The organism is Levilactobacillus acidifarinae DSM 19394 = JCM 15949 (genome assembly GCF_001434835.1).
GTDB lineage: Bacteria > Bacillota > Bacilli > Lactobacillales > Lactobacillaceae > Levilactobacillus > Levilactobacillus acidifarinae.
Map to the genome: position 1 here is coordinate 540,817 of NZ_AZDV01000026.1, position 16,234 is coordinate 557,050.

The 16,234-nt window shown below is 51.8% G+C and carries 19 protein-coding genes; 6 read left to right on the forward strand and 13 right to left on the reverse strand.

Going from position 1 to position 16,234, the window contains the following annotated elements; genetic code table 11:
• Window positions 1–3 precede the first annotated feature (3 nt).
• The 3 genes from pyrH to rpsB all read right to left on the reverse strand — a co-directional run bounded on the left by pyrH (window position 4) and on the right by rpsB (window position 2,712).
• Entirely contained in the window at window positions 4–729 is a 726-nt protein-coding gene (gene pyrH / locus FD25_RS10300) for a UMP kinase (RefSeq protein WP_057730709.1), read from the reverse strand.
• Between the two features lie 146 nt (window positions 730–875).
• Window positions 876–1,760, reverse strand: coding sequence for a translation elongation factor Ts (gene tsf, locus FD25_RS10305; protein ID WP_057803931.1), 885 nt, complete (start codon window positions 1,758–1,760; stop codon window positions 876–878).
• Between the two features lie 148 nt (window positions 1,761–1,908).
• The gene (gene rpsB / locus FD25_RS10310) at window positions 1,909–2,712 is read right to left on the reverse strand and encodes a 30S ribosomal protein S2 (RefSeq protein ID WP_057803933.1); all 804 of its coding nucleotides are present in this window, start codon (window positions 2,710–2,712) and stop codon (window positions 1,909–1,911) included.
• A gap of 238 nt (window positions 2,713–2,950) precedes the next feature.
• Here rpsB and FD25_RS10315 point away from each other — a divergent pair, with 238 nt between their 5' ends.
• Complete coding sequence (locus FD25_RS10315) at window positions 2,951–3,667, forward strand: HAD family hydrolase (RefSeq protein ID WP_057803935.1); 717 nt, start codon at window positions 2,951–2,953, stop codon at window positions 3,665–3,667.
• Window positions 3,668–3,729: 62 nt separating this feature from the next.
• Here FD25_RS10315 and FD25_RS10320 read toward each other — a convergent pair whose 3' ends face one another.
• The 3 genes from FD25_RS10320 to FD25_RS10330 form a co-directional block, all read right to left on the reverse strand.
• Window positions 3,730–4,725, reverse strand: coding sequence for a D-2-hydroxyacid dehydrogenase (locus FD25_RS10320; protein ID WP_057803937.1), 996 nt, complete (start codon window positions 4,723–4,725; stop codon window positions 3,730–3,732).
• A 101-nt stretch (window positions 4,726–4,826) separates the two neighbouring features.
• Window positions 4,827–5,096: a GIY-YIG nuclease family protein gene (locus tag FD25_RS10325; protein ID WP_057803939.1), complete on the reverse strand. Its 270-nt coding sequence runs from the start codon at window positions 5,094–5,096 to the stop codon at window positions 4,827–4,829.
• Window positions 5,089–5,838: a tRNA1(Val) (adenine(37)-N6)-methyltransferase gene (locus FD25_RS10330; protein ID WP_057803941.1), complete on the reverse strand. Its 750-nt coding sequence runs from the start codon at window positions 5,836–5,838 to the stop codon at window positions 5,089–5,091. Before FD25_RS10330 ends, FD25_RS10325 begins: the two co-directional genes overlap by 8 nt.
• Window positions 5,839–5,943: 105 nt before the next feature.
• On the opposite strand from FD25_RS10330, the gene FD25_RS10335 reads away from it, so the two are divergent.
• Window positions 5,944–6,636, forward strand: coding sequence for a lysophospholipid acyltransferase family protein (locus tag FD25_RS10335; RefSeq protein ID WP_057803943.1), 693 nt, complete (start codon window positions 5,944–5,946; stop codon window positions 6,634–6,636).
• Between the two features lie 51 nt (window positions 6,637–6,687).
• Here the strand turns inward: FD25_RS10335 and FD25_RS10340 are convergent, their stop codons facing one another.
• The 4 genes from FD25_RS10340 to FD25_RS10355 all read right to left on the reverse strand — a co-directional run bounded on the left by FD25_RS10340 (window position 6,688) and on the right by FD25_RS10355 (window position 10,943).
• Window positions 6,688–8,481 carry an ABC transporter ATP-binding protein gene (locus FD25_RS10340; RefSeq protein ID WP_057803946.1) on the reverse strand — a complete coding sequence of 598 codons (1,794 nt, stop codon included), beginning with the start codon at window positions 8,479–8,481 and terminating at the stop codon, window positions 6,688–6,690.
• Window positions 8,468–10,231, reverse strand: coding sequence for an ABC transporter ATP-binding protein (locus FD25_RS10345; protein ID WP_057803948.1), 1,764 nt, complete (start codon window positions 10,229–10,231; stop codon window positions 8,468–8,470). Before FD25_RS10345 ends, FD25_RS10340 begins: the two co-directional genes overlap by 14 nt.
• Window positions 10,232–10,366: 135 nt before the next feature.
• A complete protein-coding gene (locus FD25_RS10350; RefSeq protein WP_057730691.1) occupies window positions 10,367–10,597 on the reverse strand; it encodes a YneF family protein in 231 nt (76 codons plus the stop codon).
• 97 nt (window positions 10,598–10,694) lie between these two features.
• Window positions 10,695–10,943 (reverse strand): DUF896 domain-containing protein, encoded by a 249-nt coding sequence (locus FD25_RS10355; protein ID WP_057803950.1) that lies wholly within the window; start codon window positions 10,941–10,943, stop codon window positions 10,695–10,697.
• Between the two features lie 187 nt (window positions 10,944–11,130).
• Here FD25_RS10355 and lexA point away from each other — a divergent pair, with 187 nt between their 5' ends.
• Window positions 11,131–11,760, forward strand: a complete 630-nt coding sequence (lexA, locus tag FD25_RS10360; protein WP_057803952.1) for a transcriptional repressor LexA — start codon at window positions 11,131–11,133, stop codon at window positions 11,758–11,760.
• Between the two features lie 55 nt (window positions 11,761–11,815).
• Here lexA and FD25_RS10365 read toward each other — a convergent pair whose 3' ends face one another.
• The 3 genes from FD25_RS10365 to FD25_RS10375 all read right to left on the reverse strand — a co-directional run bounded on the left by FD25_RS10365 (window position 11,816) and on the right by FD25_RS10375 (window position 14,602).
• Complete coding sequence (locus tag FD25_RS10365; protein WP_057803954.1) at window positions 11,816–12,256, reverse strand: nucleoside 2-deoxyribosyltransferase; 441 nt, start codon at window positions 12,254–12,256, stop codon at window positions 11,816–11,818.
• A 153-nt stretch (window positions 12,257–12,409) separates the two neighbouring features.
• Window positions 12,410–13,579, reverse strand: coding sequence for a hydroxymethylglutaryl-CoA synthase (locus FD25_RS10370; protein WP_057803956.1), 1,170 nt, complete (start codon window positions 13,577–13,579; stop codon window positions 12,410–12,412).
• 156 nt (window positions 13,580–13,735) lie between these two features.
• Entirely contained in the window at window positions 13,736–14,602 is an 867-nt protein-coding gene (locus FD25_RS10375; protein WP_057803958.1) for a PPK2 family polyphosphate kinase, read from the reverse strand.
• Window positions 14,603–14,774: 172 nt separating this feature from the next.
• Here FD25_RS10375 and FD25_RS10380 point away from each other — a divergent pair, with 172 nt between their 5' ends.
• The 3 genes from FD25_RS10380 to FD25_RS10390 all read left to right on the forward strand — a co-directional run bounded on the left by FD25_RS10380 (window position 14,775) and on the right by FD25_RS10390 (window position 16,219).
• Window positions 14,775–15,437, forward strand: a complete 663-nt coding sequence (locus tag FD25_RS10380; RefSeq protein ID WP_057803961.1) for a histidine phosphatase family protein — start codon at window positions 14,775–14,777, stop codon at window positions 15,435–15,437.
• A gap of 24 nt (window positions 15,438–15,461) precedes the next feature.
• Window positions 15,462–15,647, forward strand: a complete 186-nt coding sequence (locus FD25_RS10385; protein ID WP_057803964.1) for a PspC domain-containing protein — start codon at window positions 15,462–15,464, stop codon at window positions 15,645–15,647.
• A gap of 119 nt (window positions 15,648–15,766) precedes the next feature.
• A complete protein-coding gene (locus FD25_RS10390) occupies window positions 15,767–16,219 on the forward strand; it encodes a MarR family winged helix-turn-helix transcriptional regulator (RefSeq protein WP_057803966.1) in 453 nt (150 codons plus the stop codon).
• Window positions 16,220–16,234 lie beyond the last annotated feature (15 nt).

Consider the following 16,234-nt stretch of genomic DNA (forward strand, 5'->3'; position numbering starts at 1 on the left):
GTCTTACCCCTTACTGTAAACTGTCGTCCCAATGTTGGCACCTTCAACCACCTTACGAATGTTGCCACTCTTATTGAGGTTAAAGACCACGACTGGGATATCATTGTCCATGGAGAATGAGCTTGCCGTGGTATCCATCACGTGCAGCCCCTTGTTGATGATGTCCAATTGCGTTAATTGATCGAATTTCACCGCATTGGGATCCTTCTTCGGGTCTGCGGAATAGATTCCGTCAACGCCGTTCTTAGCCATTAAAATGGCATCCGCGTTGATTTCGGCCGCCCGCAAGGCTGCCGTGGTATCCGTGGAGAAGTACGGACTTCCCGTCCCACCGGCAAAGATCACGACACGTTCTTTTTCCAAATGCCGAATGGCTTTCCGCCGAATATAGGGTTCAGCGATTTGCCGCATCTCAATCGACGTTTGAACTCGCGTTGGGACCCCGATAGATTCCAGGTTATCTTGTAGCGCTAAAGCATTCATGATGGTCGCTAACATGCCGATGTAGTCGGCCTGGGCGCGTTCCATTCCCATCTGAGAGCCAGCGACTCCCCGCCACATATTACCGCCACCGACCACGATGGCAATTTGAACGCCTAAGTTGTAAACGTCCCGGATTTCTTGGGCCACCGTCTTAATGACGGGAGGATTGATTCCAAATCCCTTATCCCCGGCGAGAGCCTCACCGCTGAGCTTTAACATGATTCGCTGATACTTTACGTCCGCCATTGCGTTTCCTCCTATTGTATTCTGAGAACAATTCTATCATATTCCCCGAATTAGTGATAGTCAGGGCCCACGAAATCACCCTGTTCCTTAAATCTGCTCATAAGAAAAGCGTAGACCACGAGCTGTGGCTACGCTTTTGATTAAAATTAACCGTTGATTTGGTCTTGAACTTCCTTGGCCAGGTCAACCGTTGGCTTTTCGATGCCTTCGCCAACTTCGTAACGCACAAAGGTCACTAACTTGCCACCCTTACCGGCAACAAATTGGCTCACCGTTTGGTCGCCATCCTTAACGAATGGTTGGTCAGCTAAGCTGATTTCGGACAAGAACTTGTGCAAACGGCCTTCAACCATCTTTTCGACGATCTTTTCAGGCTTTCCTTCGTTCAAGGCTTCTTGCTTCAGAACTTCTCGTTCGTGAGCTAAACGGTCAGCTGGAATGTCGTCCTTGGAAACGAATTCTGGGTTGATCGCCGCAACGTGCATCGCAACGTCCTTAGCCGTAGCTTCATCCGCACCGTCTAAGACCACCACAGCGGCGATTTGGCCACCTTGGTGTAAGTAAGCGCCAAAGACTTGGTTGTCGGTCTTCTTAACCACAGCAAAACGCCGTAATTGAACGTTTTCGCTGGTCACTTGCGTCGTCTTGATGATGGCTTCTTGGATGGTTTCGCCGTTGGCCGTCTTTAAGGCCAAAGCAGCAGCTAAGTCAGCAGGTTCTTGCTTAGCAATCGTGTCGCCAATCGCATCCACTAACCCGTTGAACGTGTCGTTGGTCGCCACGAAGTCGGTTTCGGAGTTCACTTCGATGATCGCAGCGTCGTTGCCGTTCACAACGACCTTAGCTAAACCGTTAGCCGCCACGTTGCCACTCTTCTTCTTGGCCTTAGCGATTCCCTTTTCGCGTAAGAAATCAATGGCCTTGTCCATGTCACCCTCGGAAGCAACTAATGCCTTCTTGGCGTCCATCATTCCAACTTGGGTCTTGTCACGTAATTCTTTAACTTGTGCCGCAGTAATCTTGCTTGCCATGTGTAATGGCCTCCTTTTATAATCAATAACGTTTGCGCCTAAAAAAGGCTGACCTAATCTCAGGCCATTAACGGTCCTTATTAAGCCAGCCTAAGGTGCTTTAAAGCGTGTATTTGGAAAGTTCCCGAACGGGGAACCTTGCATTTAATTACTTGTTGTCGCCTTCAACGGCGTTAACGATGTCTTCCATCGAGTTGTCAGACTTAGCTTGGCCATCCTTGGCAGCAGCGTCCTTCTTACCTTCGAAAGTCTTTTCGTCAACTTGGTCTTCCCCTTGACGACCTTCAACAATGGCATCAGCCATCTTGGAAGTGATCAGGCGAACGGCCCGGATAGCATCATCGTTAGAAGGAATCACAACGTCGATGTCATCTGGATCGGTGTTGGTATCAACCATGGCAACGATCGGGATGTTCAACTTTTGTGCTTCGTGAACCGCGATTTGTTCCTTCCGTGGGTCAACGATGAACATAACGTCAGGCAATTTAGGCATGTCTTCGATCCCGCCTAAGAACCGTTCCAACTTGTCTTGAGACTTCTTCAACAAGGAAACTTCCTTCTTAGGTAAGACGTCAAACGTCCCGTCAGTTGCCATCTTCTTCAAGCTCTTCAGACGCTTGATCCGCGTTTGGATCGTTTCCCAGTTAGTCAAGGTCCCACCTAACCAACGGTGGTTAACGTAGAATTGACCCGCACGGGTAGCTTCTTCTTCGATGGAATCTTGAGCTTGCTTCTTAGTCCCAACAAACAGAACAACGGCACCCTTAGATGCTTCGTCCTTCATGTAGTTGTAAGCAGCGTCAATCAACTTCACCGTCTTTTGCAAGTCGATGATGTAGATACCGTTCCGTTCCGTAAAGATGTATTGCTTCATCTTTGGGTTCCAACGACGCGTTTGGTGACCAAAGTGGACACCGGCTTCGAGCAGTTGTTTCATTGAAATAACAGCCATGATAAAATGCCTCCAAATAGTTTTTGATTTCCTCCCCTGCGCTCAAGTGGTCGCGGAACTCTTCACGAGCACCCCCGCAACCATCACGCAAGGTGTGAATTGGCGCATACGCACCGACAGTTATTATACAAAAGCTCTCTGCCAAACACAAGCTAAAACCGCAAAAACTTTAGAAAAAATTGGCAATTCACCGGAGGTATGATAAACTGCTAGGGAACTTAGACAGGAGGACATGCACATGATAAAAGCGGTCGTCTTCGATGTTGATGACACGCTCTATGACCAAAAGGCGCCGTTCGTGGCGGCCTTAGCGCCGATTATTCAGGTGCCAACCAGCTTTGATCTGACCCGAACGTTCCAAGCTTACCGGCGCCAAAGCGGTCAACTGGCTAAGCAATTTATGAGTCGTCGTACGGTAGAAGATTGGACAGTAACGCGGCTAAACACCGCTTTACACGCCCAGGACCTGCCCCCGGTGACCCCGGAAGCCGCCCTCGCCTTTCAGGAGGCTTACGTCCAAGGACTCCAGGACATCAAACTTTTTCCCGGCCTGGCTACGGCCCTCGATCAACTTAAAGATCAGTACCAATTGGGCATCATTACCAACGGTAAAACGGATTATCAGTTAGCCAAGGTCATGCGGTTACAAATGCACCGCTGGATTGAGCGGGATACCATCCTGACGTCCGAAGAAGCCGGCGTCGCCAAACCCGACCCGCAGATTTTTACCATGATGAATCGACGGTTGAATCTCCGGGCTAGTGAAACCGTGTACGTCGGTGACTGCTACAGTCTCGACATTCGGGCGGCGAAGAAAGCCGGCTGGCAAGCCTTTTGGTTTAACCATCGCAACTTTGAAATGCCCGATGGTGATTGGACCCCCGACCAAACCGTCGAGGATCCCACCGAGTTGCAGAATCTCTTGCTCGCTTTAAGCGGCGTCATGCAACCTTAAGTGGCCATCCAAAAAACACCATCCCCAGGTCATCCTGGCGATGGTGTTTTTTTGGATGGCGGTTAGAACTGAACTTCGTTGTCCGCCCGTCCCGTTTCAATTAACTGCTTATTGTTATTTAACGCGTATTGGACCATGTTCTTGACGGCCGTCTTGGTGTAAAAGGCAATGTGTGGGCTGACCAACACGTTGTCTCTGCGCATCAAGTTCTTCAGTCGTTCATCCGGAATGGCGTCGAAACTGCCAAAGTCGGTGTTGAAGATGCCCACTTCGTTTTCGTAAACGTCCAACGCCGCCCCCGCAACCTTGCCGCTGTCTAGGGCCCGAATCAACGCGTCGGTGTCCACTAAAGCGCCCCGGGCCGGGTTAACGATCCACACGCCGTCCTTCATCTTAGCGAAAGCGGCATCGTTTAACATGTTGTGATTATCCTTCGTGGCAGGTGCGTGCAGCGAAATGACATCGGCCTGAGCGTAAAGTTCATCCAAAGTGTCCACGTAGAGTCCCTGCTTTTCCAATTCCGGATTGTGGAAGACGTCGTAGGCGATGACCTTCGCCCCGAAGCCTTGGTAGATTTTCAACGCCGCCCGGCCAATCCGTCCGGTCGCCACGATCCCGACGGTCATCGAATTCAACTCGTCAGCGATGTCTGGGGCCCACCGGAGATCTCCCTGCGCTTGTTTGCGGTCAAAGGTCGGGGTCCGCCGCAGTAACCGCATCAGTTCGGTCACCGTAAACTCGGCAATGGCTGCGGGGGAATAGGCAGGCACGTTGGTGACCTTAAACCCGTTGCGTTTCACGGCAGCAGCGTCGACGTTATCGACCCCCACATTACGTAACGACAGGTTCGTGATGCCGTTGGCGGCTAACTGGTCCAGCACGGCTGCCGTATACGGCTTTTGCTGGTAAACGACTGCACCATCGTACCCTTTGGCTAAGTCTACCGTCGTTTCGTCTAACAGCTCGCTCACGGCCTTCACGTCAATTCCTTGAGCTTGCGACCATTGTTCTAAGTACGGTCGTTCATCGTCTCGGATTCCATAGGCAATAATCTTCACGGTCGATTCCTCCTTAAGTCGTTGCTTGGTTACATCATTAAGCTACGTCTTCATCTTATCATGAAACGTTTTAAATCTTCTCGAGAACGCTTTCGGAAAGTTCAGCGAGTAAGCGTAACTCCCTGACCCGCCAGAAATTGCAGCTTCTTTTGCCGCGATTGGTGTTTAAAGACCCATTCGGCGTGTAAAGCGTCGTGCTTAGTCGTGAAGGCCTCCTGATACAGCACCCGGACGGGATGGTGCGTGCGGGTGTACTTCGCTCCTTTACCCGCCAGGTGGGTCGCAAACCGGCGGGCCACGTCGGTGGTAAACCCACCGTACAACGAATTATCCGCGCAGAGTAACACGTAAAAGTAATAGGTCTTAGCCATACAAGAGCCGCCCCACTTCCGCGGTATACTGGCCGGTGGCATCGTACACCGTGAGCGGCGCTAAGAACCGCTGGCCGCCCGGTTTGCCATCCTTAATGGCTTCCACCAAAACCATGTTGGCTTCCTTGCCCGGCTTGGGATAAACTAACCGAATTCGTTTGGGTGCTAAGCGGTTTGCCTGCATCACCTGCAAGAGTTCCAACAACCGATCGGGCCGGTGCACGAAGTAGGCCTTCCCGTTCATTTTGAGCAACCCACTGGTGGTGGCCACCACGGTCGCCAGGGTCGTGGTAATCTCGTGGCGGGCAATCGCCAAATAACGATTCGGATTCTTCTGACTATCCGGTAGATCCGCAAAGTACGGCGGATTGCAAGTGACCACGTCGGCCGAGTCCTTAGGCAGCCACTGGGTCACGTCGGCCAGGTCGCCCTGATAGACCGTCATTTGGGCGTCCAACTGGTTCAACGCCACACTGCGCCGCGCCATGTCGGCCAGTCGCGGTTGTAACTCCACCTCGGCAATCTGGCCGTTGGTCTTCGAACTCATAAATAAGCCCACGGCCCCGTTACCGGCACACAAATCCACCGTTAGACTTTTGGCCTTGGCCGGTAGCTTGGCGAAAGCCGCCAGCAACACGGCGTCTAACGAAAAAGCAAAGACCTCGGGACTTTGAATGATTTGAATATCTTGACTGTAAAGTTGGTCGATTCGTTCGCCCGGACGTAACTGTGGTTGCCCCATTCCGGCATCCCATCCTTTCAAATTACGGGGAGATTGCTTGCAACCCCCCGACTTTTTTTGCATACTAGACAGATAGAGTTTCACTGTGAGAGGAGTGCGTCACCCATGTTCTATTCGTTTTTACGCGGGCTTATCCGCGTCCTGTTGGCCCTGATCAACGGGCACGCGCGGTATCTACACCGCAAAGACTTACCGGACGGTCCCTATATCTTAGTTGGACCACACCGGACCTGGTTTGACCCCATCTACTTTGCGTTGGGAGCCAGTCCGCGGAAATTTAGTTTTATGGCCAAAGAAGAATTGTTCCAAAACCCAATTTTACGATGGATTTTAAATCATGCCAATGCTTTTCCGGTAAATCGTGATCATCCGGGGCCTTCGGTCATCAAAACACCGGTCCGAATCCTTCGGCAGGGCGACCTGTCACTCATCATCTTTCCGTCCGGCAGTCGCCACTCCGCCGAACTTAAGGGTGGCGCGGCCGTGATCGCTAAAATGGCCAAGGTGCCCCTGATTCCCACGGTCTATCAAGGACCGCTAACTTTCAAGCAATTGCTTACCCGCAAACGAGTCACCGTGGCTTACGGGCAACCGATCACCGTTGATCGTAAGTTAAAACTCGACGAGGCTGGTTTAGCTCAGGTCGAACAACAAATGCAACAAGCCTTCGACCAACTGGACCGCGAGATCGATCCGACCTTCCATTACGTGGACGTTACGGGTGAAAAGCACGCCGCCAAGGTCGAGAAGCTCGAGCGGACCGAGGAAAAGGCCGAACAGAAACTCGAAAAAAAGTAAGGATACGTTAAACAGCCAACCGAGACCAGGTCCCGGTTGGCTGTTTTTTGTCTAAGCGTGAGCGGCATTTTGGAGTTGAATCATGTCGTAGTAGTACCCCTGTTGTTGCATCAGTTCGTCGTTGGTCCCCCGCTCGACAATGTGCCCCTGATGAAGCACCAGGATCAAGTCGGCGTTTTGAATCGTCGATAACCGGTGGGCAATGGCGACCGTGGTCCGGTTTGCCCGTAACCGGGATAACCCGGTCTGAATCATGGTTTCCGTCTGAGTATCCACGTTGGCCGTGGCTTCATCCAGAATTAAAATTTTCGGATCGGTCACCACGGTGCGAGCAAAAGTAATCAATTGTCGTTGACCGGCCGAGTATTCGGTCCCCCGCTCCAAGACCGGTGTCGCGTACCCTTGCGGCAAACGGTCGATAAACTCGTCGGCCTGCACGAATTGGGCCGCTTGGTGAACCTGTTCGTCGGTAATGGCGGGATTAAACATCCGAATATTACTCTGAATATCCCCGTAGAAGAGTTGCGGCTCCTGCAGGACGAGTCCCAGTTTGGCCCGCAATTCCGCGGCCGGATACTCGCGAATGTCGCGACCGTCGATTAAGACCTGACCACTTTGGAATTCGTAGAAGCGCATCAACACGTTAATCGTCGAGGTCTTCCCGGACCCGGTCTCCCCGACCAACGCCACGGTCTGTCCCGGTTCGGCCACGAAGGACACGTCCTTTAAAACCGGATGTTGCGGGTCGTACCCAAACGTCACGTGGCGAAATTCAACCTTTCCCTGCGTAATCTGCGCGCCGGTGACGGGATGCTGTTGCGGCGCCAGGGTTCGATCATCGAGGATCCGTAAGACCCGCGAACCGGCAACCATCCCATTTTGAAAGTCACTGAGACTATCCATCATCTGACTCATCGGACTGTAGAAGTTATTCAGGTAGGTAATAAAGGCGTACACGACCCCGGCGGCCACCACCTCATGCATCCCCCGCAAACCGAATAGGCCCAGCACAATTACCGTGCCTAAGGCGTATAACAGGTTAATCATGGGACTCAACAGTAACGAGTTGGTTCGAATCATGGCCCGCCGCGTCCCGTAATAAGCCTCGTTAGTCTTTTCAAACCGTGTGGCCATCCGTTTTTCTTGCCGGAATTCCTGAATTACACTGATCCCGGTAATCGCTTCGCTTAATTTCGTGTTCAGCTCACTCAGTCGTTCACGCATGCGGCGGTAGACCCGGGAACTAAACTTTTGATAATACCAAATGATAAAAAGTAAAAAGGGCACCAGAATCAGCGTGGCTAACGCGACCGTCCAGTCGGTCAGGACCATGGCAATGATCGAGGTGATCACCGCAAACACGGCAAAAATCAGCGTGTTAAACAACGCCCAAAAGTTTGAGAAGGTCATGGTGTCGTTCATTAGCCGTGACAGGATCGAGCCCCCCGGCGTCTGGTCAAAATAACGCATGCCCTTGCCGTGGAGCTCGGCAAACAGGTGTCGCCGCACGCCTTCCAACATGTACTCGGCTCCCATGGTACTGGTATAGTTTTGCCAGTACTGAGTGAGGGCCTTCACCACCATGCCGAACAAGTAAAGCCCGGCGAACAACCACATAATGGTCAGCGTTGCCGACCCGCGGCGAAGGTAATGGTCCATGTACAGTTGTAGGAGCCACGGTAAGAAGACGTTGATGCCACTGATCAGTGCCGAGAAAAGAATCGACCCGATAAAGAACCATTTATAGGGCGCGGCAAACTTGATCAGCCGTTTAATGACCGTAAGTTGTTCCTTAGTGGACATGCTGTGGGCCCACACCGATTCCGTTGTTTTATTCGCGACCATTCTGCTCGCCTCCCTTGACGCGGGTTTCTAATTGCTGTTGCGTAAACATCCGGTAATACCAGCCGTGGGTCGCCATCAGGCTCGCGTGGTCGCCGCGCTCGATGATCTGACCATGATCCATCACGATGATTTCGTCGGCGTTCATGACCGAACTCAGCCGGTGCGCCGCAATAATGGTGGTCTTGTTGGCCCGTTCTTGCCGCAGGTTAGCCAAGATTTCGGTTTCGGTCTCCGCGTCGACCGCGGACAACGCGTCATCTAAAATCAGCAACTCCGGCTTGATCAATAACGCCCGGGCAATCGCTAACCGTTGGCGTTGGCCCCCGGACAGCGAAATGCCGTCTTCCCCGACCTGCGTTGCGTAACCGGCCGGTAACTGAGCAATTTGATGGGCCAGATCACTCTTTTGAGCCGCGTCTTCCACTTGATTCTGCGTCGCTTGCGGACGGGCAAACCGAATATTTTCCAGAATACTATCGGAGAACAGAAAGCTTTCCTGCGGGACGTAACCAATGGCCGGCAGATAGCTGTCTAACGCGTAATCCTTAATCGGCCGTCCGCCAAACTTAATTTCCCCTTGGTAGTCGTCAAACTCGCGTAAAATTAATTTCATGATCGACGATTTACCGGCGCCGACCCGGCCGACGATTCCGAGGGTGTGCCCCGCAGCCAGGTCAAAGTTGATGTCGTGCAAACTGGTTTGCTCGTCGTCGGGATAGTTAAACTGCGTGACGTGGTAACTCAATTCACCCTGTGGCCGCGTCGTGAGCCCGTCCGTTTTATCAATGACCTTACTTTGTTGGTTTAACAGTTCCATGACCCGGTCGTAACTGGCATTCCCCCGTTCCATGGTATTAAAGAGCATCCCCACGGCAAACATCGGCCAAACCATCATGGCTAGATAACTAATGAAAGAAACCAGGTTACCAATCGTAATGGTTCCCTGCATGACAAAGGTTCCCCCTAAGACGATAGTCGCCACGTACGACACAGAAATAATCAAGGTAATCCCCGGATCAAACAGCGAATCCAAGTGATTAACGTGGCGGTTAATCCGAATGGTCTGGTCGATCTGGCGATTATAGTCGGCCACATCTTCTTGGTCCTGACCCAACGCCTTGATGACCTTGATCCCACTGATACTTTCCTGGGCCTTATTGTTCAGCCGTGAAAAGGCGGCCTGGGACTTGCCAAACGCCCGGTGAATTTTTTGCCCCAAGAACCAGGATATCCCCGCTAGAAATGGGAACGGGATCACGGCCAATAACGTCAACCGCCAATTAATCAGGGCCATCATGGCAATCAGCGTGGTCCCCCCGGTAATGATGGCGTCGGCAAACTGCAGGATGCCCCCGCCGGCGACCCGCTGAACGGCTTCCAAGTCGTTAGTCGCGTGAGCCATGAGGTCCCCGGTCCGGTAACGTTGATAGAAGGTACGATCCATCCCCATAAAGTGTTGAAACAACCGGTCGCGTAGCAGCTGTTCGAGCCGCGCGGCCCCGCCCCAAATGGCGTTACGCCACATGTAACGCGTCAGGTATTGGGCGACCGCGGCCCCGGCGACTACCGCTAAGTCGATGGCCAGTAGCGAACCGGTCATGGTGCGCCCGTGAATACTATCGACCATGTTGCCGATAATCCGGGGCGGCACGATGGCAATGATGGCGGTCAGTAATAACCCGATTACCCCCACCAAATAGCGTTGCCACTCGAGTCGGAAATACCAAGCCAATTTTTTAAAGATACTCACCCAGTATCCCTCCTTAAATTAAAATATGATTAGAAACTCATTATAGCAGACCTAACTAGTCTAGCGAACTCCCCTAAAAAAGCAATCAAAAAGACTCGTCACCAACTATCGGCGACGAGTCTTCCGTTAACGAAGTTATTTCTTGGTATTACGGGATTGTTGTTGCATGGCGTTCATCATTTGATGAAGCTTCCGTTGTGATGGCTTTTGCCCCATCTGTAACATCATGGCTCGTAATTGATCTTCATTAATAGGCGGATTGTCTCTCAGGTAGTTTTCCATGTATTTACGTGCACCGAAGAAGCCCCCTACAGCGCAGGCAATTCCGACGACGATCACGATGAGGATCCAAATTCCAGTTGACAAGACGTTTCCCTCCCTTACAAAAGCATTCATTAGACAATTTTACACAAACTTAACCCAAAATAAAAGAGTGAATCTCAAAAAGACTCACTCCCCGGACCTAATCATGACGTAAGCCCTTGCCGCGTTGCACCTGCCGCACCTTTTCGGGGGTCACTTCTTTGCCGTTTTTATCGTAAACCTGCATCATTTCGACCTGACTCTTGAAGCTTTCCCGGAAAAGCTTGAGGTATTGTTGCCGTAAATCGGCCCGTTCCGCTTTTTCGGCGGCCGTTAATTCCGATTCTTTGGCCTTGTGTGCCAATTCGTTAATCCGCACCAGTAACGTATCCATCGTGGTTTCTGCCATAACCTGCTGACACTCCTTTAATTGATTTTTAAATTTATGCATCGCGTGAGTTTAAAACACACCTAATCATATCAGGGTTAATTTCAGAATTCAACTCATTTACCCGAACATCCGTTTGAAAACGTTCGCTACCTATGCTAGAATTGGGTTAAACTATACTACGAATGACGAACGAGGTGGCAATATTATGACCAAAGCTTCTGAGAGTAAACAAATTGCCGTTCTACGCTTCATCTGGGAACGGGTTAACGAAAAGGGCTACCCACCAACTGTTCGGGAAATTGGGGAAGCCGTTTCACTGTCTTCAACCTCGACGGTTCACGGCCACATCGCCCGCCTGGAAAAAAAGGGCTTACTGACCAAGGACCCGACCAAACCCCGGGCGCTAGAAGTCACGGCAGCCGGCTTAGAAGAACTCGGCGTGCACGAACAACAAACCCAGATTCCCGTTTTGGGAACTGTCACGGCGGGTGAACCCATCCTGGCCGTCCAGGAAGCTACGGACTACTTCCCGGTTCCCCCAGAGTTTGAGAGTAGTGAAGATCAGCTCTTCATGCTGACTATTCGCGGTGAGAGTATGATTAATATCGGCATCCTAAATGGCGACCAGGTCATCGTTCGGCGGCAACAAAACGCCGACAACGGTGACGTGGTGATTGCCATGACCGAGGAAAACGAAGCCACGTGCAAGCGATTCTTCAAGGAAGCCGACCATTATCGACTCCAACCAGAAAACGACACCATGGCCCCGATTATCTTAAATCAGGTCACCATTTTAGGTAAGGTCGTGGGCCTGTTCCGCGACGACGTGCACTAAATCAGTAATTAAAAAGCATTTTCCGCGTAAACGGAAAATGCTTTTTAATTTGGATTTAAATGACTTCGCCCTCGTATCGATTAGCCGGTAACTTAGCAAAATCGTAAGTGCGCAGCTCATCGGCCTGGGTCAGGTAAGCCTGTAAGCTCTCGGCCAGCATCAAGTTCACGATGTTGTCCTTTTCGTGAACCAGGATCACCGGCGTATGGCTGTGATAGGCGTACCCAATCTCAAAGGCGGTGCCGGAATCAACCTGATCATCCACATAATCGGCTAACGCGACCACCACGTCAGCCGCATCAATTTGGTCGGTGTCCATCTTGAAAGTTTTGGCACACCAAGCTGGCGTTCCCATTTCGAAGTCACGGACTTCGTGTGACCGGGGACTAAAAACGTGCCCCACTTGGGGGTTGGCGGCTAAGGCCTGTTCGGCCCGGCCGATCCGTTCTAACTGTTCATCATCAAAAAAGGGTCCTGCTAAATAGATATTCGTCACGTTAATCTCCTCGTTTTCTCTTAAGTACGTTCATTATAGCGAAAAAGTTAACTTTTAGCGATATATTTTTACCGATTGTCCGGAATTTTATATTAATCTTCTTATAACTGGTTGTTTACGTCCCGTCGACGCCCGAAGTCCCAAACAATCTTCCTAGCGCTGGCGGTACTGCCGTTGCTGACGTTGCCGTCCGGCCAGATAAAACGGTGCCGTCTCGGTCCCCACCGGTAACCGAACGTCACGCCCGTCATTCGGGAGCTGTTGTTGGAAAATGCTTTCGTATTCCGCCACACTAACGGCCCGCCTGTTGGTGAGTAACGCCGTTAAGGCCGCGTCATCAAACCCGCGGCGATAGTGCGGCTGAACCGTCCCGCTGTAGAACTCGCCTTCCGCACCCGAACCGTAGCTAAAGCACCCCAGCCGGTCCCCCGCCCGTAACGCACCGTGACGTAACAAGGATAGGAGACTTAAGTACAGCGATCCGGTGTACAGGTTTCCCACGTTGCGGTTATCCAACTGACTGGCCTCAAAGGCCGCGGTTAGTTCCTGTTGGTGAGCGGGAGTGGCTTCCGGGAGCACCTGACGCAAGCCCTTGCGGCCCATCTTGGTAAACGGTAAATGGAACACCATTGCCGCAAAGTCGGCAATCGTCCGGCCCGTTTGTTGTTGGTAGTCCGCCCAAGTTGTCTTAAAGAAGTCTAAGTACACGTTGGTCGAGTATTTCCCGTCTACTAAGGCCTCGGTCCGGTCCAATGGTCGCCAAAAATCCATTACGTCAGCCGTATGGTAGGTGCTAATCGTATCTAAGGCCAAGATTTGCGGGTTCGCCGTGATTAACATCGCCACGGCCCCACCGCCTTGCGTAACCTCACCAGCCGTTCGTAACCCGTAACGGGCAATGTCGGCCCCAATCACGAGGACCTTGGCCGTGGGACGGGCCCGAACGTAGTCGGCAGCCAGCTGGAGGCCGGCCGTAGCCCCGTAACAAGCCTGTTTCAGCTCAACGGCCCGGGTATCGGGCGCCAAGCCTAACAGGTGGGCGAGATAAACCGCCGTCGCCTTCGAATTGTCAATTCCCGATTCGGTCCCGAACAACACCATCTTGACGTCCGCTAAATCGGCGGGCGTGAGAATTTGAGTGGCCGCGTTGGCCGCCATGGTGACCACATCTTGGGTCGGTGGAATCACCGCTTGCTTGTCCTGACCAATGCCGACATGGTACTTGGCGGGATCTTCTCCGCGCGCCAACGCCAGTGCCGTCATATCTAAATACAGTTGGGGGGTGTAGAACCCCAGTCGATCAATTCCCACCGTTACGGTCATGTTCCTTATCCTCCTTGAAAACCATGAATTACTGGCATTAACTTTACCATTTTTCGGGGATTCTCGGCAAGTTTTCCCGTAATTGTAGGGACCAATTTGCCGGACAAATAACGGCTGAATTTGCGTTTAAATTCCTTTTTGTTATCTACAATCTAGTTAAAGTTTACCCGCCTCCAACTGCTTTAAGACCTCTTGCAGTTTTTGATGTTGCGCAGCTGTGACCTCGGGATATTGGGGATCAAGTTCCGCTAGGTTATTTGCCAAAATCGTGGCAACTAATAACCGCGCTGTGGGCTTGTTATCAGCCGGGATCATGTACCAAGGATTCTTTTCGGTCGCCGTGTGACTTAACATTTGGGTGTAGGCCGCCTGATACTTATCCCAGTATCGCCGTTCCTTGAGGTCGCTGGGATCAAACTTCCAGTTTTTCTCGGGTAACGCCAGGCGCTTAGCCAGACGCGTCGTCTGTTCGTCATAGGATAGGTGTAAAAAGAACTTGTAGGTGACAATTCCCTGGTGGCGCAGGTATTGTTCGTAGTGGCGCAGGTCGTGGTATCGGTGATTAAAGAACTTAGCGGTCACGTCGGCCGTCGAATGGACGTTTGGTAAGTGTTGGCCCACTAAGATCTCGGGGTGCACCCGGCTAATCAACACGTCTTCATACTGTGAGCGGTTAAAGATGGCAATTTCTCCTCTGGCCGGTAGTGCCTGGTTGATCCGCCACAAGAAATCGTGTTGCAGGTCGACCGACGTGGGCTGTTTAAAGCTCTCCACGCGAGTCCCCGACGGATTTAATCCACTAAAAACGTGGCGAATCAGGCCGTCCTTACCGGCGGTGTCCATCCCCTGTAAGATCACCACAACCCCGTTTTCCTTCTGTGCAAATAAGCGCCGCTGCAATTTTTGCAACGTTACCAAGTCACTTTCACGAGTGGCATCCGCGTTAGCCGCAATCTCTTGCGTTGGCCACTGCGTCAAGTCCATCGTTTGCTTTCCGTCATACCGATATGGTGTTAAGTCCATACGCTCATCTCCTAGCTTTATGTTTACCATAACATGTTTACCCCCTAGGCTGGTTATTTTATCCTCGTAAAACGACTTACCTGAGGATTTCAGCCGTCAAAACCTTCGCGTTCTGTTAGGTGAGTTGCTATACTTAACCTGTAACTATGTCGATGAAGAGGGGTCTCACATTATGAAAAAAATTACTGCTTATTTTGTGCGTCACGGACAAACCATGTTGAACCACTACAATAAGGTTCAGGGGTGGATCGACTCACCATTGACCGCCAAGGGCCGCGCCGACGCCAAACGAGCCGGGGAACAGTTAAAGAACATTCCGTTCGTTGCCGCGTATAGTAGTGACTCCGGACGGGCCATTGAAACGGCCAGCATTGCCCTCCGGCAAAATCCGGCGAACATGAACATCGTGAGCTACCAATATCCCGAGTTTCGGGAACAGTGTCACGGCTACTTCGAAGGCAACGACCTGAATCAAATGTGGCAGTTCGTCGGCGCCCAGGTCAAGTTAACCTCCGAATCTGCAGTACTGGGCACCTACGGCCTCGAAAAAGCCCGTGACCTAATTCACCAGGCGGATCTGTACGGTGAAGCCGAAAATAACGACATGTTTTGGAAGCGCTTAGACCGCGGCTTCGACAAGCTCCGGGCCAACTCTAAGGACGGCGACGAGGTGCTGGTGGTCTCCCACGGCATGACGATTCGCTCCATTGTTGACCGTTACGCGCCCGACCTTGACTTAGGAGTGGCAACCATCAACGGTAGTATCACCAAGTTAGAAATCACGGATGACGACATTCACGTTGACTTCTTCAACAAGGTCGACTTTCAATCCTAAACTCACTAAAAGGAGTAATCGATTATGAAAAATATTCACCGTTCCCTTAACAACCGCGTTTTCGCCGGTGTGATTGGTGGGTTAGCTGAACACTGGGGCTGGAATCCCACGTTAGCCCGGGTCATCTTCGTCTTACTCGCCATCACCCCCGCCTTTCCGGGACTCATCGCCTACCTGATTCTTTGGATGATCATGGGAAATCCCGCTTAAGTTCCCTATCGTTTCCGAACCGTCCAATCAACTGGACGGTTATTTTTTCAATTATTTTTGATGTAATTACATCAAAAAGATGGTAGACTAGATTTATTTCCCGAAAGGAAGTGTGGCCCATGCCCGACGTGTTACGTGAAATTGGGATGATTGCCCGCGCCTTAGACGCCATCAGTAACGTAGAGTTCAAGCCCTATCAGCTCACTAAGGGGCAGTACCTGTACCTGGTTCGAATTACCGAACATCCCGGAATCATCCAGGAAGATCTAGGGAAACTCATCATGGTCGAACGCTCCACGGTGATCCGGGCCGTTCAAAAATTGGTGGACCAAGGCTTGGTCGAAAAACGCCTCGATGCCACCAACCGCAAAATCCGCCACCTCTTCGCCACCCCGCAGGCGCAGCCCGTTTACGCGCGCGTCATTGCCGAAAATACCTATTCCACTCAAGTGGCCCTCCAGGGGTTAACCCCCGCCGAACAAGCCCAATTGGGGCAACTCCTCCAACGTGCTCGCCAGAACGTGGCGACCGACTGGGAAGCCGTTCAACGGGGTCAAACCCGCCACTATTAACCACAAAGGAGCCTA